This window comes from Mesorhizobium sp. M0140 (genome assembly GCF_040322475.1).
In the GTDB taxonomy this organism is placed as follows: Bacteria; Pseudomonadota; Alphaproteobacteria; order Rhizobiales; family Rhizobiaceae; genus Mesorhizobium.
The window spans coordinates 1-23,285 of record NZ_JAMYTM010000035.1; the positions used below are offsets into that span (position 1 = coordinate 1).

The 23,285-nt window shown below is 62.2% G+C and carries 20 protein-coding genes and 1 pseudogene; 13 read left to right on the top strand and 8 right to left on the bottom strand.

All coding sequences use genetic code 11. From position 1 onward, the window contains the following. The first annotated feature begins 156 nt into the window (after nt 1-156). Nucleotides 157-1,548 carry a glutathione-disulfide reductase gene (gene gor, locus NKJ37_RS26640; RefSeq protein ID WP_352775683.1) on the top strand — a complete coding sequence of 464 codons (1,392 nt, stop codon included), beginning with the start codon at nt 157-159 and terminating at the stop codon, nt 1,546-1,548. A gap of 66 nt (nt 1,549-1,614) precedes the next feature. Here the strand turns inward: gor and mgtE are convergent, their stop codons facing one another. Both mgtE and NKJ37_RS26650 read right to left on the bottom strand, forming a co-directional pair. Then, nucleotides 1,615-2,979, bottom strand: coding sequence for a magnesium transporter (mgtE, locus tag NKJ37_RS26645; RefSeq protein WP_352775686.1), 1,365 nt, complete (start codon nt 2,977-2,979; stop codon nt 1,615-1,617). Between the two features lie 273 nt (nt 2,980-3,252). Next, complete coding sequence (locus NKJ37_RS26650; RefSeq protein ID WP_352677249.1) at nt 3,253-5,151, bottom strand: ABC transporter ATP-binding protein/permease; 1,899 nt, start codon at nt 5,149-5,151, stop codon at nt 3,253-3,255. A 599-nt stretch (nt 5,152-5,750) separates the two neighbouring features. On the opposite strand from NKJ37_RS26650, the gene NKJ37_RS26655 reads away from it, so the two are divergent. Continuing rightward, nucleotides 5,751-6,188, top strand: a complete 438-nt coding sequence (locus NKJ37_RS26655; RefSeq protein WP_023811876.1) for a hypothetical protein — start codon at nt 5,751-5,753, stop codon at nt 6,186-6,188. Continuing rightward, nucleotides 6,140-6,247 (top strand): annotated as a pseudogene (locus NKJ37_RS26660) (hypothetical protein); the annotation flags it as partial. The gene NKJ37_RS26655 and the pseudogene NKJ37_RS26660, both read left to right, overlap by 49 nt. Here the strand turns inward: NKJ37_RS26660 and NKJ37_RS26665 are convergent. Both NKJ37_RS26665 and NKJ37_RS26670 read right to left on the bottom strand, forming a co-directional pair. Further along, the gene (locus tag NKJ37_RS26665) at nt 6,226-6,906 is read right to left on the bottom strand and encodes a DsbA family oxidoreductase (RefSeq protein WP_352775690.1); all 681 of its coding nucleotides are present in this window, start codon (nt 6,904-6,906) and stop codon (nt 6,226-6,228) included. The pseudogene NKJ37_RS26660 and the gene NKJ37_RS26665 sit on opposite strands and share 22 nt — an antisense overlap. 17 nt (nt 6,907-6,923) lie before the next feature. Beyond that, nucleotides 6,924-8,744: an extracellular solute-binding protein gene (locus tag NKJ37_RS26670; protein ID WP_023811878.1), complete on the bottom strand. Its 1,821-nt coding sequence runs from the start codon at nt 8,742-8,744 to the stop codon at nt 6,924-6,926. A gap of 232 nt (nt 8,745-8,976) precedes the next feature. On the opposite strand from NKJ37_RS26670, the gene NKJ37_RS26675 reads away from it, so the two are divergent. Then, complete coding sequence (locus NKJ37_RS26675; RefSeq protein ID WP_013531658.1) at nt 8,977-9,606, top strand: invasion associated locus B family protein; 630 nt, start codon at nt 8,977-8,979, stop codon at nt 9,604-9,606. A 72-nt stretch (nt 9,607-9,678) separates the two neighbouring features. Here NKJ37_RS26675 and hspQ read toward each other — a convergent pair whose 3' ends face one another. Beyond that, nucleotides 9,679-10,002, bottom strand: a complete 324-nt coding sequence (gene hspQ / locus NKJ37_RS26680; RefSeq protein ID WP_023811879.1) for a heat shock protein HspQ — start codon at nt 10,000-10,002, stop codon at nt 9,679-9,681. Nucleotides 10,003-10,127: 125 nt separating this feature from the next. On the opposite strand from hspQ, the gene NKJ37_RS26685 reads away from it, so the two are divergent. Then, nucleotides 10,128-11,090, top strand: coding sequence for an AEC family transporter (locus NKJ37_RS26685; RefSeq protein ID WP_352775694.1), 963 nt, complete (start codon nt 10,128-10,130; stop codon nt 11,088-11,090). Here NKJ37_RS26685 and NKJ37_RS26690 read toward each other — a convergent pair. Continuing rightward, the gene (locus NKJ37_RS26690) at nt 11,067-12,278 is read right to left on the bottom strand and encodes a UbiH/UbiF family hydroxylase (protein ID WP_128305845.1); all 1,212 of its coding nucleotides are present in this window, start codon (nt 12,276-12,278) and stop codon (nt 11,067-11,069) included. The genes NKJ37_RS26685 and NKJ37_RS26690 overlap by 24 nt on opposite strands. Nucleotides 12,279-12,348: 70 nt before the next feature. Here NKJ37_RS26690 and NKJ37_RS26695 point away from each other — a divergent pair, with 70 nt between their 5' ends. The 8 genes from NKJ37_RS26695 (at nt 12,349) to NKJ37_RS26730 (ending at nt 20,629) form a co-directional block, all read left to right on the top strand. Beyond that, nucleotides 12,349-13,287, top strand: coding sequence for a DUF2182 domain-containing protein (locus tag NKJ37_RS26695; RefSeq protein WP_352775698.1), 939 nt, complete (start codon nt 12,349-12,351; stop codon nt 13,285-13,287). Between the two features lie 14 nt (nt 13,288-13,301). After that, entirely contained in the window at nt 13,302-13,916 is a 615-nt protein-coding gene (locus tag NKJ37_RS26700; RefSeq protein ID WP_352721485.1) for a DUF1326 domain-containing protein, read from the top strand. Next, nucleotides 13,913-14,731: a phosphatidylcholine synthase gene (gene pcsA / locus NKJ37_RS26705; protein WP_023811884.1), complete on the top strand. Its 819-nt coding sequence runs from the start codon at nt 13,913-13,915 to the stop codon at nt 14,729-14,731. Before NKJ37_RS26700 ends, pcsA begins: the two co-directional genes overlap by 4 nt. 44 nt (nt 14,732-14,775) lie before the next feature. After that, the gene (locus tag NKJ37_RS26710) at nt 14,776-15,753 is read left to right on the top strand and encodes a quinone oxidoreductase family protein (protein ID WP_352759856.1); all 978 of its coding nucleotides are present in this window, start codon (nt 14,776-14,778) and stop codon (nt 15,751-15,753) included. A gap of 133 nt (nt 15,754-15,886) precedes the next feature. After that, the gene (locus NKJ37_RS26715) at nt 15,887-17,464 is read left to right on the top strand and encodes an ABC transporter ATP-binding protein (protein ID WP_023811886.1); all 1,578 of its coding nucleotides are present in this window, start codon (nt 15,887-15,889) and stop codon (nt 17,462-17,464) included. Beyond that, complete coding sequence (locus tag NKJ37_RS26720) at nt 17,461-18,591, top strand: ABC transporter permease (protein ID WP_352721481.1); 1,131 nt, start codon at nt 17,461-17,463, stop codon at nt 18,589-18,591. Before NKJ37_RS26715 ends, NKJ37_RS26720 begins: the two co-directional genes overlap by 4 nt. Continuing rightward, nucleotides 18,591-19,511: an ABC transporter permease gene (locus NKJ37_RS26725; RefSeq protein WP_352775703.1), complete on the top strand. Its 921-nt coding sequence runs from the start codon at nt 18,591-18,593 to the stop codon at nt 19,509-19,511. Before NKJ37_RS26720 ends, NKJ37_RS26725 begins: the two co-directional genes overlap by 1 nt. A 50-nt stretch (nt 19,512-19,561) precedes the next feature. Then, entirely contained in the window at nt 19,562-20,629 is a 1,068-nt protein-coding gene (locus tag NKJ37_RS26730) for a BMP family ABC transporter substrate-binding protein (protein ID WP_352759850.1), read from the top strand. Between the two features lie 45 nt (nt 20,630-20,674). On the opposite strand, the gene NKJ37_RS26735 is transcribed toward NKJ37_RS26730, so the two are convergent. Together NKJ37_RS26735 and rimO are read right to left on the bottom strand one after the other, a co-directional pair. Then, nucleotides 20,675-21,781: an acyltransferase family protein gene (locus NKJ37_RS26735; protein WP_352443143.1), complete on the bottom strand. Its 1,107-nt coding sequence runs from the start codon at nt 21,779-21,781 to the stop codon at nt 20,675-20,677. 99 nt (nt 21,782-21,880) lie between these two features. Continuing rightward, nucleotides 21,881-23,194 carry a 30S ribosomal protein S12 methylthiotransferase RimO gene (gene rimO / locus NKJ37_RS26740; protein WP_013531645.1) on the bottom strand — a complete coding sequence of 438 codons (1,314 nt, stop codon included), beginning with the start codon at nt 23,192-23,194 and terminating at the stop codon, nt 21,881-21,883. Between the last annotated feature and the right edge of the window lie 91 nt (nt 23,195-23,285).

Sequence of the window (23,285 nt, forward strand, 5' to 3'; positions counted from 1 at the left end):
ACAGGATGGAAACGAATCTCCATCCTGTTCGATAGGTCTTACCAGATCCTCATCCAGCCCAACTTAAGTGAACTGCATTACGGCCTGTCCGGGCTTTTCTTTTGACGGATTGCGGCCTACCTGTCTGACACATTTCTGAAGCTTGGGAGCCGCGTCATGGCCGGTTACGACTACGATCTTTTCGTCATCGGCGGCGGTTCAGGAGGGGTCAGGGCGGCGCGTGTCGCCGCGGCTCTCGGCAAGCGTGTCGGCATCGCCGAGGAATACCGCTATGGCGGCACCTGCGTCATCCGCGGCTGCGTGCCGAAAAAGCTCTATGTCTATGCCTCGCAATTTCCCGAGCATTTTGCCGACGCCGCCGGCTATGGCTGGACGGTGCCGGAAGCCAGTTTCGACTGGCAGACGCTGGTCGCCAACAAGGATCGCGAGATCAGCCGGCTGGAGGCGATCTACGTCAGGAACGTCGAAGGCGCCGGCGGCGAGACCTTCCACTCGCGCGCCATGATCGTCGACCCACATGTCGTGCATCTGCTGGGTGAGGATCGCACCGTCACAGCAGACCAGATCCTGATTGCCACCGGCGGCCGACCCGCGGCGCATCCGGCGCTACCCGGCCATGAACATTGCATCTTTTCCAACGAGGCTTTCGACCTCAAGGAATTGCCCAAGGCGATCATGATCGAGGGCGGCGGCTACATCGCCGTCGAGTTCGCCAACATTTTTCACGGTCTCGGCGTCGACACCACGCTGGTCTATCGCGGCAAGGAGATCCTCAGCCGGTTCGACATGGACCTGCGGCGGATGCTGCACGAGACGATGGAAAAGAAGGGGATAAGGATCCTCTGCCATTCCGTGTCCGAATGGATCCGCAAGCGGCCGGACGGCCGGCTCGACGCGCTCGTCAGCGGCGGCGAGGTGCTGACCGTCGACCAGGTGATGCTGGCCATCGGCCGCATTCCCAACACCGAGAATATGGGCCTGGAAGGCATCGGACTGGAGATGACCAAGACCGGCGCCATCGCCGTCGACCAATATTCCCGCACCAATATCGACAGCATCTGGGCGATCGGCGACGTCACCAACCGCGTGCAACTGACGCCGGTGGCGATCCACGAGGCGATGTGTTTTATTGAAACCGCCTTCAAGGGAAATCCAACCGCGCCCGATCACGAGACGATCGCGACCGCCGTCTTTTCACAGCCGGAGATCGGCACTGTCGGCGTGTCGGAGGACGACGCCGTCAAACGCTTCCCCGACATCGAGATCTACCGCGCGACATTCCGGCCGATGCGGCACACGCTGTCCGGGCGGGATGAGAAGATGCTGATAAAGCTGGTGGTCGACGGCGCGTCGAAGAAAGTGCTTGGCGCCCACATATTGGGGCCGGACGCCGGCGAGATGGCGCAGCTTCTCGGCATCCCGCTGAAGGCCGGCCTGACCAAGGACGATTTCGACCGCACAATGGCCGTGCATCCGACAGCGGCGGAAGAACTGGTCACCATGTACAAGCCGACCTACCGCATGAAGGACGGCGTGCGGGTCGATTGACGGTAAAGCCGGACTGGGGAACTCCGCCGCGGCAAGGTATTTGCCACGGCGGAGATAAGGAAGCGGCTACAGCAGCGTGCCGCGCAGGATCACCAGCGCCACCGAGAAGTAGATCACCAGCCCGGTGACATCGACCAGCGTGGCGACGAACGGCGCCGATGCGCTGGCAGGGTCGAAGCCGATGCGTTTCAAGGCGAACGGCAGCATCGACCCCGACAGCGAACCGAAGGTGACGATGCCGACGAGGGCCGCGCCCACCGTCGTGGCGATCAGCGGCCAGTGCGGGCCATAGTCGTAGAAGCCCATATATTGCCACAGCGCAATGCGGCAGACGCCGACCACGCCGAGCATGGCGCCCAGCACGAGACCGGTGGGCAGCTCGCGCAGCGCCACCCGCCACCAGTCGCCAAGACCGATCTCGCGCAGCGCCAGCGCACGGATGACCAGCGAGGTCGCCTGCGAGCCGGAATTGCCGCCCGAGCTCATGATCAGCGGGATGAACAGCGTCAGCACGATCGCCTTCTCCAGCTCGCCCTCATAGCTCTGCATCGCGTTGGCCGTCAGCATCTCCGAGATGAACAGCGCGCACAGCCAGCCGCCACGTTTCTTGATCATGGCGAGGAAGCTCATCTTCATGTACGGCTCGTCCAGCGCCTCCATGCCGCCGAAACGGTGCACATCCTCGGTCGTCTCCGCGATCATCGTGTCGATGATGTCGTCGATGGTGACGATGCCGAGGATCTTGCCATGGTCGACGACCGGAACGGCGAGCAGATCGTATTTGGAGATCGTCTGCGCCAGGGTTTCGCGATCGGTCAGCGGTCCGACCGTCACCGGAAGATGATCCGGCGCCACCGTCATGATCGAATCGCCGGGCTCACCGGTGATCAGCCGGCGCAGGCCCGTCGAGCGCACAAGCAGGTGCGTTTGCGGATCGACGATATAGATCGCATACACGGTCTCGCGCGTCCGCTCCACCTTGCAGATGTAGTCTAGCGTTTGCCCGACGGTCCAGTCCGAGGGCACGCTGACGAACTCCGTCGTCATGATCGATGCGGCGCTGCCTTCGGGATAGCCGAGGATGGAGAGCAGCGTTGCGCGCAGCGGCGGTGCAAGCCCGCCAAGCAGCTCGGAACGGGCCGGCTCTTCCAGCTCGCGCAGGATGTCGGCGGCACGGTCGACCGACATCGCGGTGAGCAGCTTGCCCGCCTTGGCGCGCGGCAGCGCCTCCATGAGTTCGGACGCGCCGTCGAGTTCCGGCTGATCGAAGATCTCGACCAGACGTTCGAACGTCACTTCACAGAGCAGTTCCGTCGCGGTCTCTCGAGGCTCCCTGTTCAGGGCCTCGACAATGTCGGCGACGTGATCGTTGGCTAGGATACGGGCAATCGCGACGGCCTCGTCGCTGGCTACGGCGGTAAATTCGTTCATGGCTCACTCCTTGCCGTCCGGCAGGACATGAACCATGTGAGGTCACGTCAGGGCGGACGGCTGTTGCGTTCGACTGTGACTGTCGCCAGGCATGGCGCGGTGACCTTTCCGCTTGCGGGTTCGCGTTTTTACTATCTGCAAGCGGGCGCAACATAGGAGCGCGCCTTGCCGTGTCAATCGCGGTGAGGAGGGAAAACGCCGACGAGCGGCCGAGATCGCGAGACTGTGATCGCCGGCCGCCGTGCGACTACGCAGACCGGGGTGGAATAACCGTTATTTCTGCTTCAGCCGGCGCGAGAAGCGCAGCCACTTGTCCTCGACCGGCCTTGGGGCCGGCCTTGGCTGCACGAGAATGGTGGTGAGCTCGACGGGCAAGGTCGGAACCAGCGGCTTCTTGGTGGCGACGCCGTCGGCGATCGCGACGATGCTGTGATAGAATTCGCTGCCCGTCATCGATCTTGGCGCAACCGCCTCGTGCATGACGCTGATCACCGTGACATCGGGGCAGTTGTCCTTGATGGCCTGGTGGAAGGCGACCTTGCCGTCGGGGTCGAGCGCCCCGGTCGCCTCGTCGAGGAACAGCAGCCCCGGCTGCTGCAGCACGATGCGGGCCACCACCAGCTTCTGTTTCTGGCCGCCCGACAGCACCTGGTCCCAGCTTTTGCCTTCGCGGCTTTCGTCGGCCATATGCTCGATAAAGTCGCCGAGCCCCGCCTTGTGCAGCGCCGACGCGACCTGCGCGTCGCCATGGTCGCGCTCGGAGCCCGGAAGGCAGACCAGTTGCTTCAGCGTCACCTGCTGCAGCTTGACCTCCTGGGCGGCATAGAAACTCTTGACGCCCTCGGGGAAGACGATGGTGCCGCGGCCATAGGGCCACAGGCCGTTGATCGCCTTGATCAGCGAAGTCTTGCCGCAGCCGGACTCGCCTTTCAGGAAAGTCCATTCGCCGCGCCGGAAGCGCAGATTGGCGGCGCTGAGGAAGGGCGTCGCATCCTCGCCTTGATGCGCCAGTTCGAGCTTCTGGATGGTCAGGCCAAAAACCGGGTTCTGGCTGGTGTAGTGGAAATCGGAGCGGCCGGTCTGGCTGTAGAATTCCTGCGGATGCTGGACATTCTCGATCGCCTGCGCCAATTCGATGACGCGCTGGCTGTTGGCGCGCAACGTTGCGATGTTCGGCATGACGTGGATGAACCAGGAGCATTGACTGATCAGCGAATTGACCAGCTCGGAGCCGGTTATGTAGCCCTTGAGATCGAAACCGTTGTGGATGAACGGCACCAGGCCAGGTCCATAGGCGACAATGCGGGCGCCAATGAAATTATAGATCAGCTCGAACGAATTGTAGCCTGTGTTGACGATATTCAGCCGCGCCCAAGTGCGGTCGATGTCGACATAAAGTCGATTGTGCATCGTCTTCTGCACATCCTCGCCTTGCGAGGCCGCGACATGGAAGCTGCGACGCAGGAAAGTGGTCAACTCGCCGCGATAGCTGCCTTCGGATTGCTGCATCCTGACGTTGAGCCGTTCCAGCAGACGACCCAGTTTGACCGCGATCCAAGTGTTCAGCGGCACGTAGGTGGCGACCGCCAGGAAAGCCAAAACCGCACTGCCGTAGCTGCCGAGAAATTCCAGCCCTTTCACTTCCGCCGAGTTTTCAAGCAATTTCTGGCCGACGAAATAAAGCGATGTGGCAACACCCAGGACGCCCATGGCGAGGCCGATGGCTCCGCCGGTCATGTCCTTGATCGATTCCTGGACGCGCTGATCGATGTTGTCGGGAGCGGCATTGCCGGACGAACCATGCTGGGCGTGGAAATGCGTATGATTGGTGTCGAGCAGCGCTTCGTTGAAGCGGCTGTCCAGCCAGCCGCGCCATTTGCGGTGCAATGTCGCTGACACGAGACTGCGGATGCCGGTGAAGCCGGCGTCCTTGAGCACGACCAGCAGCACCAGGACGCCGGCATTGACCAGCAGCGAGCGAAGCGGCGTGGTGTTGGCGGCGTCATGGAAGAAGGCGATCGAGTTGACCAGTTCGCCGGAGGCTTCGGCGAACCAAACACCGGCCTTGCTGGACAGCGCCGTGAGCAGTGCGATCACCAGCGTCAGCGTCCAGGCTTCCTTCCAGCGGTCGGAAACCCAGTAGGCCCGCATCAGGCCCCAGAAGCTGCGCATCGACGACACCGGCGTCAGAAGCGATCGCCCTGCGGCATCGCGAGGTGTTTTTTCCGGTACTGACTCTTGCGATGGTCTACCGACCCGAATCACGATCCCGCCCAAACCTTTTTTCTTTTGTTACGGATGGTAACACCAATTGATCATTTTCCATTAATTTAAAACCGGGCCGACCGGATTGCGCCGGCAGCCGTGGCCGTGAGGCAACAGATTACATGCTGAAATATAGCGACAACGATAGGCAAAAATCCGAATATTGCTTTTGATTTCAAATGCCTGATACATAGGGGCGTGACGTTAGCGCGGCTTCCCTTAGGGAAGGTTTTCACACGGTTTTGTGAACTCAAAATCGTCCGGACCGAGCGCTTTTCTCAAAGCAGGTTGACCCGAACACCCGAAAATTTGCCGTTCGCGACCTCGCCGGGCGTGCCGTTGTCGTCCTTGCCGGAGGCAGGAGGTGACCGGAGAATCGGCCGAGCGGCGCTTCCTTGTCGGATCGGCTGAGGAACTGCGTTTGACAATTCATCCGCTTGGGATTGAACCTTGCCTGGCATCGTCGACACTCATGCATGTTCGGTTCTCCAACAAGGAAGCTCCCAATGCTTGCACGCGCGGCCGCAATCCTGTCCCTCTTCGCCTGGCTGCCCCTCGTACCTTTGGCGCATGCCGGCCAGCAGAGCATCCCGGCCAGCGCCGAAGGCCAGATCGAGTTCAACACGCCGTCCGGCAACATCGGCTGCATCTACACACCCAAAGGCGGCACCGGCACCTATGAACCAAGGGATGGTGGCCCGGAGCTGAGCTGCTCGCGCGTCGAGCCAAGCTACGTCACGATTATCCTGGGTCCGAAGGGGCCAGCCACGCTGATCAAGAACCCCGGCGAGCAGGGCTGCTGCAGCGATGTCGACAAGCTTGGCTACGGCAACAGCTGGAGCGCCGGGCCGTTTTCGTGCCAGTCGTCAAGCAAGGGACTGTCCTGCACGGCCACGAACGGCCATGGATTTTTCATCAGCAAGGCCAAGGCGACGGTGAAGTAACGCTTGCTGCTGTCGCGGAGAGGAGAGGGCGGTCGGCTCAGCCGGCCTTTTCCAGTTCGCCGCGCGCCTTGGCGGCCGCCACCTGGCGAATGGCATCGGCCAGCGTGTCGGCATCCTGCGCGCCCATGACCGCGTATTTGTCCTCGAGCAGGAAGCACGGTACACCAGAAATGCCCATGCGCGACGCGGTGGCGATCTCGGTGCGCACCGCCTCGACATCGGCCTCGGTCGGCAAAAGCGTGGCGACCACGGACGCATCCATGCCGGCCTCGCGCGCCGCCTCGACCAGCACGGCATGATCGCCGATGTTGGCGCCTTCCTCGAAATTCAACTGGAATAGCCGGCGCACAAGCCTGTTCTGAATGGCTTCGCCGGCGGCACCTGCCCAGCGGATCAGCCGGTGCGCATCCAGCGTGTTCGGCGCCACCTTGATGGCGTCGAAGGCGAACGAGATGCCTTCGATTTCGCCCAGCGGCTCGATGCGGACGTGAATCTCGCGGATGCGCTCGTCGCTGCCGAATTTTGCCAGCATGTATTCGCGGCGGTCCTTGCCATCAGACGGAATGGTTGGATCGAGCTGGAACGGCCGCCAGCGGACATGCACGTCGACATCGCCGACGGCGGCAATCGCCCTGTCGAGCCGCTTCTGGCCGATGAAGCACCAGGGGCAGACGACATCGGACACCACATCGACGGTGATGGCGCTCAATTCGCTCATCTCGACCTCCTGATCCCTCAGTTGGGCTTGCGCCACCATGTTGGCAGTTGATACCCGAATATGGGCGTCTTTTGCGGATGTTCCAGGTAGTTCCAGTAGGCGATCCATTGCTGCGTGTTGTACTGCATCGGCACCATGTAGTTGCCGGAGATCAGCAGCCGGTCGAGAACGCGAACTGCGGCAACATAATCCTCCTTGGAGCGGGCGCGCAGCATCGCCTCGATCGCCGCGTCCACAGCCGGATCGGCGACGCCGGCGAGATTGAACGAGCCTTCCGTCCTGGCCGCGGCGGAACTCCAGCGCCCGCTCTGCTCGATGCCGGGCGACAACGAATTGTTGAAGCCGCTCGATCCGACCAGGACCTCGAAGTCGAAGCGCTGCTTGCGCGACTGGATCTGATCGCCGTCGAGGCTGCGAATGGTGAGATCGATGCCGATCTTCTCCAGCGTGCGCTGGTAGATGCCGGCAAGGCGCTCCTCGTCCTGCGACGCGGTCAGGATTTCGAAGCTGAAGGGTTTGCCTTCGGGATCGAGCATCGTTCCATTCTGCACGTGGTAGCCGACACTTTTCAAAAGATCGAAGGCTGCCTTCAGCACGCGGCGGTCCTGGCCCGATCCGTCGGTCACCGGCGGCCGCCATGTACCGTCCATGACATCGGCCGGCACGCGGCCGGGGTAGGGCGCCAGAAGCGCTTTCTCCTTGTCGTCCGCTGGATGGCCGAGCGCGGAAAGCTCGGAGTTTTGCCAATAGCTCATTGTCCGCGCGTACTTGCCGCCGAACAGGTTCTTGTTGGCCCATTCGAAGTCATAAAGCATACCGAGCGCGCGCCGCACGACCGGGTTGGCGAATTTCGGCAACCGCGTGTTGAACAGGAAACCAGTCACCACGGGCGGAATGCCGGTGTCGAAGGTCTGCGCGACCACATCGCCCTTGTGGAAGGCCGGAAAATCGAGATCGCGCTCGCGCTTCACCGGATCGCTATCGTCGTCGATGGCGCAAAGGCCTTTCTTGAACGCTTCGAGCTTGGCGTTAGCGTTGAGGAAATACTCGATAGTGATCTGGTCGTAATTGTCGAAACCGCGCTTGGCCGGGACGTCCTTGCCCCAGTAATCCGGGTTGCGCTTGAACACGATGCGCTGGCCGGGCTGCACCTGCGCGATCGTATAGGGGCCACTGCCGATCACCGGCTTGAGCGTCGTCCTGTCGAAAGTCTCCTTGTCGAAGGCATGCTTCGGGATGATTGGGGTCAGCGCGATGATCAGCGGGAATTCGCGATCGGCCTTGTCGTTGAAGGTGAAGCGCACGCTGTGATCGCCGGTCTTTTCGAGCTTGGCGACCCTGGCCATGCGGTCGCTGTAGGGCGGTCGCCCTTTCTCGGTGTAGACATCGTAGCTGAACAGCACATCTTCCGGCGTCACTGGCTGGCCGTCCGACCATTTGGCCTTCGGGTTGAGATGGAATTCGATGCTCTTGCGCTCCGGGTCCATGTCGGCGCTGTCGGCCAACAAACCGTAAAGCGTGAAAGCCTCGTCGGCATTGCGCTGCATCAACGGCTCGAAGACCAGATTGCCGAAGATCGTGTCCATCATGCCGCGCGCCGTCGTGCGCAGGCTCTTGAGGATGAAAGGGTTGAGGTTGTCGAAGCTGCCGACGACGCAATACGTGATCGAGCCACCCTTCGGCGCATCGGGATTGACGTAATCGAAATGCGTATAGCCGGGCGGCAGCGCCGGCTCGCCCTGCATGGCGATAGCGTGCTTCGGCTCCGATGCGGCCGGCTGATGCGAAAGGGCGAGAAACGATATCCCGGTAATCAGCCAAACAACAACGCGGCCCATGACCGTCTCCTTATTGGGTCGGCTTGATGATTCGGTGTGCACCCTAGCATGGGGCGGCTGCGCGCCGGCCAACCGCGCGTTCAACAATTGCTGACGCCGGGCTGGATTCGGCCTCGCTTGCAGTGTAACACGCCCTCCGAAGTCATTCTGTTGCCTCATTTCGGCAACAGGTAGCTGGACCACACGGCACGAAGAAGCCGGTCCCGGGATCATTTGAGAGGAAGTGCACGACATGACGAGCCTGAACAGCAACGCGTACCGCCTCTCGGTCATGGCCGCTGGCGTGGTCGGCTTTCTCGGCGCAGGACTTCCCGCCGCTTCCGCACAGCAGCAACAGCAGATTCCGCAAGGCTGGTTCAAGGCCTGCACCAAGCAGGAAGACGTCGACATCTGCAATGTCCAGAACATCACCACCGCCGGCAACGGCCAACTGGTCACCGGCGTCAGCCTGATCGAGCTGAAGGGCAAGGTGAACCGCAAGGTGTTCCAGGTGACGGTGCCGACCGGCCGTCTGGTGCCTCCCGGAATCGGCCTGCAGATCGACACCGGCAAGGCGCAGAAGCTCGATTATGTGATCTGCTTCCCGGATCGTTGCGTGGCCGAAGTGCCGCTGACCGATCAACTCGTCGCGGCATTCAAGAAAGGCCAGGCGATCACGCTGACTTCCGTCAATTTCCAGAACCAGCCCAATCCGATCAAGATCGCCCTGCAGGGCTTCAGCGGCGCCTATGACGGCCCGGCGCTGCAGCAGTCGGACATCGAGGACCGGCAGAAGAAGCTTCAGGACTTCGTCGCCAAGAACAACCAGGATTTCGCCAAGAAGCTCAAGGAAGAGCAGGACAAGGCGAAGACCGCCAACTGATCGGCCGATATCGTCCGGCCAACAAAGAAGCGGGGTCATGCCCCGCTTTTTTTGTGCCCGTCTCTCCGCGGGTTAGTGCCTTGACTGCCGTTTCGGCTGGTAGCCGCCGTCCGGCCTCTTGTCGAACATCTCCTTGATCTGCGGATGCCGGACCGGCTCACCCGACTGATCCTCAAGCAGATTCTGCTCGGAGACGTAGGCGATGTATTCGGTCTCCGAATTCTCGGCGAGCAGATGATAGAAAGGCTGATCCTTGCGCGGCCGAACGTCGGCGGGGATGGCTTCGTACCATTCGTCGGTGTTGGCGAATTGCGGATCGACGTCGAAAATGATGCCCCTGAATGGAAACAGCCGGTGGCGAACCACCTGTCCGATTGCGAATTTGGCTGTTTTCATCGTACTCACCACTGAATTCCTTGGGCTTATTTGGCGCAGACCGCGCATCAATTCAATCCCGAGGCGCTTGACGCCCTATCAAGCAACGGGCTAGCCCGGCGCCAGGGTTTCGGACCAGCATAAAAATGTCTGACGTCATCGGTCTTGTTCTTCCGTTCTTCGGCTTGATTTTTGTCGGGTTTCTGGTGGCGCGCATCACCAGGCAGCCGCTGGAGGCGCTCGGCTGGATGAACACGTTCATCGTCTATGTCGCGCTGCCGGCCCTTTTCTTCCAACTGCTTGCCAGGACGCCGTTCGAAGACCTGACGGAATGGCGCTTCATCTTCGGTTCGGTCGTCTCCACCTTCATGATATTTTCCTTGATGTTCATGGGGTCGGTGCTGACCTCGCGCGGCGAGATAGCGCAATCGACCATCAAGGCGCTCGCGGCCGCCTATGGCAATATCGGCTATATGGGACCGGGGCTGGCATTGCTGGCCTTCGGCGAGGAGGCGGCTGTGCCGGTCGCCCTGATCTTCTGTTTCGAGAACATCATGCATTTCGCCCTCGCACCCATGATGATGGCGCTGTCGGGCAACGAGAAGACCACTCCTCTCCGGCTTGCGCTGGGTGTCGTGCGCAAGATCGTGCTGCACCCGTTCATCATCGCAACCGCCCTGGGTGTCGGCGCCGCCTATATCGGCTTTCGACCGCCCGTGCCGGTGGAGCGACTTCTGGAATATCTTTCCCGGGCGGCCGCACCTTGCGCGCTGTTTGCCATGGGCGTCACCCTGGCGCTCAGGCCGCTCAATCGCGTCCCGCATGAGATGGTTCCGATTGCGGCGCTGAAACTGATCCTGCACCCGTTGCTCTGCTATGTCGTGCTGAGCTGGATCGGCAATTTTTCTGAGACATGGGTCTTCTCGGCGGTGCTTCTGGCGGCATTGCCGACCGCCACCAACGTCTTCGTCATCGCCCAGCAGTATGGCGTCTGGGTACAGCGCGCGTCGGCCAGTGTGCTGATCACAACCTGCCTGTCGGTCGTGACCGTCACCGGGCTGCTCTACCTGATCCGGCACAATATCCTAGCGCCGGACCTGTTTCCCTAACCCGCCAGCAAGCGCGGCAAAACCGCTGCCGGGACGAAGTCCCTCGCGCATGAAAAAAGCCCGAAGCGGCGCGAAGCCTCCGAGCACACCGAGCCCGGCAACGCGGGCCATCTGCGCCGGCAGCATGTCGGAAAGCAGCGACATGTTGAGCAGGTTGACCACGCTGCTGCGCGCCAGAATATCGGGGCGGCGCTTGAAATCGTAGGCTGCAAGCGCCTTGGCTGCACCTGGATCGGCTCTATTTTCACGAGCGATTCCAATTAGATCGTCGACGTCCCTGATGCCGAGATTGAGGCCTTGCGCACCAATCGGGGGAAACACATGGGCGGCTTCGCCGACCAGCGCCACCCGATCTCGGGCGAAACGCAGTGGCGTCACCGCCGAAAGCGGATAGATCTGCCTGCCCGGCTCGACCGTTACCCGGCCCAGCATCGACTGCATCTGCTGTTCGACCCGCTGAGAAAGCGTCGCATCGTCCAGTGCGGCGAGGTCGGTCGCGGTCTGGGGCTTGACCACCCAGACCAGGCTGGAGCGATTGCCGGGCAGCGGGACCTGCGTGAACGGACCGGTCTCGGTGTGGAATTCGGTCGAGGTGAAGGCATGGTCGCCGCCATGGCCGAAATTGAGGACGAGAGCTGCCTGCGGGTAGGACCGGGCCGAGGTCGAGATGCCGGCCGCCTGGCGCGCCGGTGACAACCGCCCATCGGCGGCGACCGCCAGCGCTGCGTCGACCGTGCTGCCGTCGGACAGGACGGCACGGGCGCGCTCGGCATCGAGATGCCAGTTCGCCACCATCGGCATCAGCCGGTCGATGCCGGCATGCGCGGCAACGGCGCTGGCGAGTGCCGGGTTGAGCACGCTGTTGGGAAGGTTCAGCCCGAACTGGTCCTCGTCGATCTCGCTGGCACGGAAGGTGACGACCGGGCTGCGGATCAGCCGGCTGGTGGCGTCGACGATGCGCATCACTTTCAGGGCCGCCGCCTTGGATTTGACGGCTTCGAGCACGCCAAGCCGGTCGAGCACTTTCAAGGCAGGGTTCATCAGGGCCGTCGTGCGGCCATCGGGGGCGGTGGCCTCCGGCCCGACCAGTGTCACCGGGAAACCCTCGGCGGCAAAACCGAGCGCCGCGATCAGTCCTGCCGGCCCCGTGCCGGCAACCAGTATCCGCGCAGTTTGCTGATGCTCCAAGATCGGCTTCCGGCTTGCAATGCGAGGCGGTCCACCCGACCTGCCGTTCGATGAGCATATAGGTCAGATCATGCCGCTTGATCAACGCGGCGATTCGGCCCATTCGGATGTCATGACCGGCCAGCAGGACGACTTCAGGCATCTCGACCGCGCCGGCCGCGCCATGGCCGGCATCGCGCGCAGTCCTCGCGTCACGGTAAACGTCGTTGTCGGCGCTTGCATCCTGCTTGCCTGGCTGACCCTTGCCGCGATGGCAATCCGCGGCGCCGAAGGCGGGATTGCAGGCGTCAGCGCCCCCGGCGACACGATCCTGCGCAGCCTGCCGCAACTGCCGCTGCCCGATTTCCTGGAACGGTTCTTTGTGCTGTGCCTCTCACCGGTGCCTTTGGACACAAGTCTCGGCTTGCAGGCCGGCGCGCTCGTTTTCATGTGGTTCCTGATGGCGATCGCGACGATGCTGCCTTCGGCGGCGCCGATGATCCGCACCTATTGCGAAATCACGGACACGGCTCGCATCAAGGGCGAACCGGTCGTTCACCCGCTGGTGCTGGTCGCCGGTTACCTCAGCGTCTGGCTCGCCGCTTCAATGATGTTCGCGGCGCTGACCTTGGCCGCCCATGCATTCGCCTCGTCAGCCGGGATGCTCGATCCGGTCGTCGGCCTTGCCGCTGCGCTCGCTCTGCTGATTGCCGGTGTCTACCAGTTCAGCGGCCTGAAGGAAGCTTGCCTGAAGAAATGCAAGAACCCGTTCTCGATCCTTTTCGCGAACTGGAGCGCCAGGCCGGCCAGCGTCTTTCGGCTCGGTGTCGCTCAAGGTCTGTGGTGTCTCGGCTGCTGCTGGGCCTTGATGCTGGTGATGTTCGCCGTTGGCGTCATGAACATTTTCTGGATGGCGTTGATCGGGCTGTTCACCCTGATCGAAAAACAAACCGCCAGCAGGGTTCCAACCCGGCTGGCCGGTGCGATACTGCTTGTCTGGGCAGCCGCGCTGCTAGTAGTCTCGCTGTGAGTGGGGGAAAATCGATGGCAGACCAGAGCTGGGCGATGAAGGGAGAGCTCGTACTCTCCTGCAATTGCACGGTTTTTTGCCCCTGCGTGCTGTCGCTTGGCAATCATCCGCCGACCGAAGGCTACTGCCAGACCTGGGCGGGATTTCGCATCGATGCCGGCCATTTCGGTGAAGTAGATCTGTCCGGCCTCAATCTCGGGCTGGTCATGGAAATTCCCGGCTACATGAGCCGCGGCAACTGGACCGCGGGCCTGTTCATCGACAGCCGCGCCTCTGTCTACGCGGTCAAGGCGCTGACCAAGATCTTCACCGGCAAGGCAGGCGGAACCACATCGCTGCTCTCCATCCTCGTCGGCAAATTCCTCGGCGTCGAGCAGGTGCCGATCACCTATGAGACGCGTGACAAGACGCGTATATTCCAGATACCGAAGATTATCGACGGAGCGGTGACACCCATCCCCGGCAAGGACCGCGACAAGGACACGGTGATCAGCAATTCGGAATACTGGATCGCGCCTGAGATCATCGTGGCCCGGTCCGACAAGAGCAAGATGCGGGCTTTCGGCCGCAACTGGAATTTCGCCGGCCGTTCGGCCGAAATCTGCAAGCTGGATTGGCGGGGCCCGTGAGCAAGAACACAACGGCCCGAAAAGCCGCCAAAAAGATCACGGACCGGATTCCGCGCCCGAAGAAGAAGGTCACCTGGCCACAGGCGAGAGCGTTCTCCGTCCACCTCTTGACCGCCTCGGGGTCGTTCCTGGCCTTCCTGTCGCTGGTAGCGGCAAGCGAAGAGCGCTGGACGGCGATGTTCTGGTGGCTCGGGCTGGCATTGTTCGTCGACGGCATCGATGGGCCGATCGCGCGGAAGCTCGAGGTCAAGGAAATCCTGCCGACTTGGTCGGGCGAACTGCTCGACAACATCATCGACTACGTGACCTACGTGCTGATCCCGGCCTTCGCGCTCTATCAGCGCGGCTTCATGGGCGAGGGCCTGTCATTCCTGTCTGCGGCGATCATCGTCGTCTCCAGCGCCATCTACTATGCCGACACCGGCATGAAGACGAAGGAGAATTTCTTCAAGGGGTTCCCCGTGGTCTGGAACATGGTGGTGTTCACCCTGTTCGTCATCGAGCCCGGACAATGGGTTTCGTTTGCGGTGGTGGTGGTGGCCGGCGTCCTGACTTTCGTACCGATCAACTTCATCCACCCGGTGCGGGTGGTGCGGCTGCGGCGCATCAACCTTGGGATGACTCTCTTGTGGTGCGCTTTCGGCGCGCTTGCCCTGGCCCAGGCGGCACTCGCTGCCTTCTACGATCAGATCGGCGTGCTGGGCGAGCAGGTCAGCACCTTCACCAAGATCGGCATCACCATCACCGGGCTTTACCTTGCCTGCATCGGTGGCATCATGCAGTTCTTTCCCAATCTCGGTGCCAAAAAGGCCTGATCAGCCACTCCCACAGAGAGCCTAGCCCCACAGGAAACCTAGCAATGTCCAAAGCGATCCGCATTCACGCCAACGGCGGCCCGGAAGTCCTGACCTACGAGGACGCCGACCTCGGTCAGCCGGGATCCGGGCAGATCCTGGTCCGGCACACCGCGATCGGCCTCAATTTCATCGATGTCTATCATCGCTCTGGCCTCTATCCGCCGCCCGGCGGCTTCCCGCTCGTGCCAGGCAGCGAAGCCGCCGGCGTGGTGCTGGAGGTCGGCCAGGGCGTCGACTGGCTGAATCCGGGCGATCGCATCGCCTATGCGGTGACGACGGGGGCTTATGCGCAAGAGCGCGTCATCGATGCCAGCCGGGTCGTCAAGGTTCCGGATGGCATCAGCGACGAACAGGCCGCCGCGATGATGCTGAAGGGCATGACGGCGGAATATCTGCTGCGCCGGACGTTCAAGGTGAAGGCAGGCGACACGATCCTGTTCCACGCCGCGGCCGGCGGCGTCGGGCTGATCCTCGGCCAATGGGCAAAACACCTCGGCGCGACCGTCATCGGCACCGCCAGCTCGTCCGACAAGATCGAGCTCGCGAGGGCGCATGGTTTCGACCATGTCATCAACTACAAGGAACAGGATTTCGTCGCCGGGGTTGCTGCCATCACCGGCGGCAGGAAGTGCGATGTCGTCTACGATTCGGTTGGCAACGACACGTTTCCGGCTTCGCTCGACTGCCTGAGGCCGCTCGGCATGTTCGTCAGCTTCGGCCAGTCCTCCGGACCTATACCGCCGTTCAGCATGTCATTGCTGGCTCAGAAGGGCTCGTTGTTCGCTACAAGGCCGACGCTGTTCGTCTACAACGCAAAGCGCGAAGACCTCGAGGCCTCCGCCGCTGCCCTGTTCGAAGTCGTGCTCAGTGGCGCCGTCAAGATCAAGATCAACCAGCGCTATGCGCTCAAAGACGCCGGCAAGGCGCATTCCGATCTCGAGGGCCGCAGGACCACAGGGACGACCATTCTCATCCCTTAGTTCGTTCTGCCTTGCTATCCCTTGAATTTCCGCTGAAATTCTTGAAGCTCTTTCAAGACGCGTGCCGCTTTCCGATGAGAGCCGGCCGCGCCTACCATGCCTGCGGGAACACAGAACATGTCTGGCTAACCAGATGGGAGGCACTGTGAGTGCAAATCAGGACGGCACGAACCTGCTCGAGGTGCGTAGCCTCACCAAGATATTCGGCACGCTGACGGCGTGCGATCACATCGATCTCGACATCGCCAGAGGTGAAATCCACGCTTTGCTCGGCGAAAACGGCGCCGGTAAGTCGACACTGGTCAAGATGCTGTTCGGCTCGCTGGAGCCCAATTCCGGAGAGATCTTCTGGAACGGCCAGGCGGTCAGGATTTCCAACCCCGGCGCCGCGAAAAAACTCGGCATCGGCATGGTGTTCCAGCATTTTTCGCTGTTCGAGGCGCTGACCGCGGCCGAAAACATCGCGCTATCGCTGGACGACGGCTCGCCGATCAGCAGCATCGCGGCCAAGGCGAGGGCGCTTTCCTTCAGCTATGGCCTGCCGCTCGATCCTGAATCGCTTGTCGGCGACCTGTCGGTGGGTGAGCGCCAGCGCATCGAGATCATCCGCTGCCTGCTGCAGACGCCGCAGCTCATCATCCTCGACGAGCCGACCTCGGTGCTGACGCCGCAGGAAGCCGACAAGCTGTTCGAGACGCTGGAGCGTTTGCGCTCGGAAGGCAAATCCATCCTCTACATCTCGCACCGGCTCGAAGAGGTCAAACGCATCTGCGACCGCGCCACGGTGCTGCGTCACGGCAAGGTGGTCGGCCACTGCAATCCGCGTGAGGAAACAGCCTCTTCGCTGGCTCGCATGATGGTCGGCAACGAGGTGCAGGCCGTGGTGCGCGCGCCGGTCGAGGGCATCGACAAGGCGCCACCGCTGCTCGAAATCCGCAATCTCAATCGCAAACCGGCAACACCGTTCTCGATACCGCTCAAGGGCATCAACCTGAACGTCCGCGCTGGCGAGGTGATCGGCATCGCCGGCGTCGCCGGCAACGGCCAGGGCGAGTTCTTCGAATCCGTTTCAGGCGAAGTGCTGCAGCAGAATGCCGCCTCGGTGCGCATTCGTGGCAAGGATGCGGGAGGCCTTAGCATCACCGGACGCCGACTGCTGGGCGCCGCCTTCGTGCCGGAGGAGCGCCTCGGCCACGGTGCGGCACCGCGCATGAAGCTTTCTGAAAACCTGCTGCTGTCGCGCCATGCCACCGACGGCAAGGCGTTCGTCGGTTCCGGCGGGATGGTGAAGAGCGGTGCCATCCAAGCCGCCTCCCAGCGCATCATCGAGGCGATGGATGTGCGCAAGAGTGCGCCGGATCCGGAGGCTGCGGCCCTTTCGGGTGGCAATCTGCAGAAATTCATCGTCGGCCGTGAACTCGACCGCCGGCCGAGCGTCATGGTGGTGAACCAGCCGACCTGGGGCGTCGACGCGGGCGCTGCCGCCCACATCCGCCAGGCCTTGATCGAGCTGTCGCGCAGCGGATCGGCGGTGCTGGTGATCAGCCAGGATCTCGACGAGCTGTTCGAGATATCGGATGCGATCGCGGTCATGCACAATGGCGAGCTGTCGAAGCCGATGCCGATCGCCGAGGCAACCTTCGAAAAGGTAGGTTTGCTGATGGGCGGCGCCGAACCAGGCCACGCCGAACACTCGCTGGAGACGGCATGATGCGCCTCGAACTCGTCAAACGCCCGCAGCGTTCCATGCTTTTTTCGGCCCTGTCGCCGTTCATCGCCTTTGCGCTGACCATCATTGCCGGCGCCGTCATGTTCGCGCTGCTCGGTGTCAATCCCCTGACCGCGTTCAATATCTATTTCATCGAGCCGATCAGCCAGGTCTGGCAGCTGCATGAACTGGCGATCAAGGCAGCGCCGCTCATCCTGATCGCTGTCGGCCTGTCGGTCTGCTACAAGGCCAACATCTGGAACATCGGCGCCGAAGGCCAGTTCATCCTCGGCGGCATTGCCGGTTCGATGATTCCGGTGCTGTTTCCGCAGTTCGAAGGTCCGCTGGTGCTGCCGCTGATGCTTTTGCTCGGCATGGTCGGCGGCGCGGCCTATGCGGCGATCCCGGCTCTGCTCAAGACTCGCTTCGGCACCAACGAGATACTGACCAGCCTGATGCTGGTCTATGTCGCGCAGCTCTTCCTCGACTGGCTGGTGCGCGGACCCTGGCGCGATCCGCAGGGCCATGGTTTCCCGCAGACCATCCAGTTCAACGATTCGGCCGTGTTGCCGGAGCTGATGCCGGATGCCGGGCGGGCAAACTGGGGTTTTGTCTTCGCATTGGTCGCCGCGGTGCTGGTCTGGATCCTGATGAGCCGCATGCTGAAAGGTTTTGAGGTGCGCGTGCTGGGCTCAAGCCCGCGGGCAGGGCGCTTCGCCGGCTTCGGCCTCAACCGCATGGTCTTTTTTGCTTTCCTGCTGTCAGGCGCGCTGGCGGGACTCGCCGGCATCTCCGAGGTCTCGGGCGCCATCGGGCAACTGCAGCCTGTCATTTCGCCCGGCTATGGCTTCACCGCCATCATCGTGGCGTTCCTTGGCCGTCTCAACCCGCTTGGCATCGTTGCCGCCGGACTGGTTCTGGCACTGACCTATCTCGGCGGCGAAGCGGTGCAAAGCGCGCTCGGCATTTCCGACAAGGTGGCGCGGGTGTTCCAGGGCATGCTGCTGTTCTTCGTGCTCGGCTGCGACACGCTCATCCACTACCGCATCCGCGTGATCGGCCTGGCGCTGACCAAACCGGAAGGCGTGGCCAAACTCGAAGCCGCACCGAAGCTGAAGGAAGCCCGTTGATGGACATCACCGTAAACATCCTTCTGACCATCGCCACCGCGGCAACGCCGCTGTTGATCGCGGCAATCGGCGAGCTGGTGGTCGAGCGCTCCGGCGTGCTCAATCTCGGCGTCGAAGGCATGATGATCATGGGCGCCGTCGGCGGATTCGGCGCGACCTATCTCACCGGTTCGCCCTGGATCGGCCTTTTGGCGGCAATCGCCATGGGCGCGGTATTCTCGCTGCTGTTTGCCGTCATGACGCTGTCGCTGGCCACCAACCAGGTGGCGACCGGCCTGTCGCTGACGCTGCTCGGCCTTGGCCTGTCCGGCATGATGGGCACCAGCTTCGTCGGCCAGCCCGGCGAAAGGCTGCCCAACCTCTACATTCCCGGCCTGACGGAAATCCCTGTGGTCGGCAGGCTGCTGTTCGGGCAGGATCCGATCTTCTACATCTCGATCGCGCTGACCGCGGCCGTCATGTGGTTCCTGTTCAAGACCCGGACCGGACTGACGCTGCGTTCGATCGGCGACAGCCACACCTCGGCGCATGCGCTTGGCATCAAGGTGATCCGTTATCGCTACCTCGTGGTCATCTTCGGCGGTGCCTGTGCCGGCCTTGCCGGCGGCCATCTCTCGCTGGTCTACACGCCGCAATGGGTGGAGAACATGAGTGCCGGCCGCGGCTGGATCGCGCTGGCGCTGGTGGTGTTCGCCTCCTGGCGGCCATGGCGGGTGCTGGCCGGCGCCTACATCTTCGGCGCGGTGTGGATCGGCCAGCTTCATGCACAGGCTTTTGGCATTCCGGTGCCCTCGCAGTTCCTTTCTTCGCTGCCCTATCTGGCAACCGTCGTGGTTCTCGTTCTAATCTCGCGCAACAAGCGTCTGACGATGATGAACACGCCGGCTTCCTTGGGGCAGCCATTCGTTCCGGATCGTTGACAATAAAAACAAACGGGAAGCTCCAAGGCTTAACTCAGAGAGGTAACACGATGAAAAAACTGCTTATTGCCCTGATGACCACGACCGCCGCCATGTCGCTGGCAGCGACGGCCGAGGCGGCGGACAAGCTAAAGGCTTGCTGGGTCTACACCGGCCCGATCGGCGACTTCGGCTACTCCTACCAGCACGACCAGGGCCGTCTCGAGGTGGAGAAGGCGCTCGGTGACAAGGTCGAGACCGCCTATCTCGAAAACGTCTCGGAAGGCCCCGACGCCGACCGCGCTTTCGAGCGCCTGGCTCGCGAAGGCTGCAAGATCATCTTCGGCACCTCCTTCGGCTTCATGGACCCGGAAGTGAAGGTCGCCAAGAAATTCCCGAAGGTGATGTTCGAGCACGCCACCGGCTACAAGACCGCTGACAATCTCGGCATCTACAATGCGCGTTTCTATGAAGGCCGCTATGTGCTCGGCCAGATCGCCGCCAAGGAATCGAAGGCCGGCGTTGCCGGCTACATCGTTTCCTTCCCGATCCCCGAAGTGGTGATGGGCATCAACTCCTTCATGCTCGGCGCACAGTCGATCAACCCGAACTTCAAGGCCAAGATCGTCTGGGTGAATTCCTGGTTCGATCCGGGCAAGGAAGCCGACGCCGCCAAGGCGCTGTTCGACCAAGGCGCCGACATCATCGTCCAGCACACCGATTCCACCGCTGCCCTGCAGGTGGCCGAGGAGCGCAAGCTGAAAGGCTTCGGCCAGTCCTCAGACATGATCAAGTTCGCGCCGAACGCGCAGTTGACCTCGCTCACCGACGAATGGGGTCCCTATTACATCAGCCGCGTCCAGGCCGCGCTCGACGGCACCTGGAAGCCGGACAATGTCTGGCTCGGCATCAAGGACGGCGCCGTCAAGATGTCGGCCTACACCAACATGCCCGACGACGTGAAGGCGATGGCCGAAGCCACCGAAAAGAAGATCGCCGGCGGCTGGAATCCCTTCACCGGACCGGTTGCCAAGCAGGACGGCACGCCGTGGCTGAAGGATGGTGAAGTCGCCGACGACGGCACGCTGCTCGGCATGAATTTTTATGTGAAAGGCGTCGACGACAAGCTGCCGAAATAAGCAGCGCGAGACATGAGACGGAGGGGCGCCGCGAGGCGCCCTTCTTCATTCGGCGGGCTGTGCGCCGGCAGAGGGGCGACGAAACCGCGTTCGTCCGGCATCGACCGCGCGGCCGAGCCAAAACCTGAGCAACCGCTGTACCGGTTGTTCGCAGGTGCGCCAGATCGCCCACGAAATGAAAAGCATGAGCACGACGCAACCAAGAGCGGCAATCCATTTGCCGACAAGGGGCGTTGCCGCATTGATGGCGAGATAGCCGATGTCCTGGTGCAGCAAATAGAGCGGATAGGTCAGCCCGCCCAGCGCCAGAGTGAGCCCCGATGCCCTGACACGGTCGCGCAGCAGCACCGCGCCGATCAAGGCCGCGTGCATGACGACGTTGGCGACGACGAGATTGGCCGAGGCAACGGCAATGCCGTAGTGGCCAAGCATCCAGTGCTGCGTCACCGATAGCGTTCCGCAGGAGATCAGGAACGCGGCGGCAAGCAGCAGCAGGGCCGGCACAGAACGGCCATGCGAATGGATTTGGTGGACCAGCACGCCGGCGGCGAAGAACGGGCCGAACTCGGTGAGGAACAGCAGCCTGGCTCCGCCGCTGCCGATGAAGAACTCGTTCAAGGCCGAGATCGCCAGCCAGATGAAGATCAGCTCCAGCTTGCGTTTCTGGAAGAGCCCGGTGAACAGGGCCAGCGTGATCCATCCGTAGAACACCAGTTCAAGCACGATCGACCAGTAGACGCCGTCCATGAAGGGCTGGCCGAAGGCCGGCGCGAACATCGACAGATTGGCGGCATACTGAACGAAAGAGGCCGAAAGCAGCGGCGACCCGACAAGGAAGACAATCGCGAAGGTGATCGTCATGCAGAACAGAAAACCCGGATAGAGGCGAACGAACCGCGCGATCGCAAACTGATCCCAGTTCCGGTTTTCCGCCGACCAGGCAATGACGAAACCGCTGATCAGGAAGAACAGGTTGACGCCGAGATAGCCGTAGAGGGCGAATGGTGCGGCAAGCGGATAGCCTTGCGCAAGGTAGCCTTCGGCGGCAGCGCCGCGAAAGAAATAGTGGAAGAACACGACGGCAAGTGCTGCCGCCAGCCTGAGCAGGTCCAGCGTCGCGATGTAATTTTGTTCCGCAGGTCTGGTGTTCATCCGCATTTCCCGCATCTACGGTCCACAAACCATAGAGCGGATCGCGGCTGCGCGGGTTAAGACGGCTGAATTATCGCCAGATGTAGTAAATACGGACCGTCAGACCGCCGAACCATAGAGGTCATAGGCATCGGCACGGTCGATCTTGACGGTGACGATGTCGCCTTGGCGCAGCGGGCGGCGCGACTGGATGTGCACCGAGCCGTCGATCTCGGGCGCATCGTATTTGGTGCGGCCCTTTGCCGATGTGCCGTGCGCCTCGTCGATCAGCACCGGTAGGCGCTTGCCGACCTTCCTGGCCAGCTGCGTCGCCGAAATCTTCTGTTGGCGCTGCATGAAGCGATGCCAGCGCGCCTCCTTGATTTCCTGCGGGACCTGTTCAAGGCCGAGATCGTTGGAGCGGGCGCCGCGGACCGGCTCATATTTGAAGCAGCCGGCGCGGTCGATCTTGGCTTCATCGAGCCAGTCGAGCAGCATCTCGAAATCGTCGTCCGTCTCGCCGGGGAAGCCGACGATGAAGGTGGAGCGGATGGCCAGATCAGGGCATACCTCGCGCCAGCCGCGAATGCGCTCGAGCGTCTTTTCGCCGTGTGCGGGCCGGCGCATGTTCTTCAACACCTGCGGCGAGGCATGCTGGAACGGAATATCCAGGTAAGGCAGGATCTTGCCCTCGGCCATCAGTGGGATGACGTCGGCGACATGCGGGTAGGGGTAGACATAGTGCATGCGCACCCAGATGCCGAGCTTGCCCAGTTCCTCCGAAAGGTCGAGGAATTTCGCGCGCACTTCACGGTCGCCGAACATCGACGTCTGGTACTTGATGTCGATGCCGTAGGCGCTGGTGTCCTGCGAGATGACCAGAAGTTCCTTGACGCCAGCCTTGGCCAGTTTCTCAGCCTCGCGCAGCACATCGGCCGCCGGCCGCGAGACGAGGTCGCCACGCAGTGCGGGAATGATGCAGAAGGTGCAGCGGTTGTTGCAGCCTTCGGAAATCTTGAGATAGGCGTAGTGGCGCGGCGTCAGCTTGACGCCCTGCGGTGGCAGGAGATCGATATAGGGGTCGTGCGAAGGCGGTGCGGCCTCATGGACCGCAGCCATCACGCTCTCATAGGCCTGCGGCCCGGTGATCGCCAGCACGTTAGGGTGCTTTTCACGAATGACGTCCGGCTCGGCGCCCAGGCAACCGGTGACGATCACTCGGCCATTTTCCGAAAGCGCGGAGCCGATGGCGTTGAGCGACTCGTCGCGGGCGGAATCGAGAAAGCCGCAGGTGTTGACGACGACGAGGTCGGCGCCGTCATGCTTGCGCGCGATTTCGTAACCTTCGGCGCGCAGGCGCGTGATGATGCGCTCCGAATCCACGAGGGCCTTCGGGCATCCAAGACTGACAAAACTCACGCGGGGAGCGGACATAAAGGTTTTCCGGGCTTTTCAGGATTGCCGGCGCAGTACCACACTTATTGCGGCATTGGTATGGGCAGGCCCGCGATGCGGCAAAACGCAC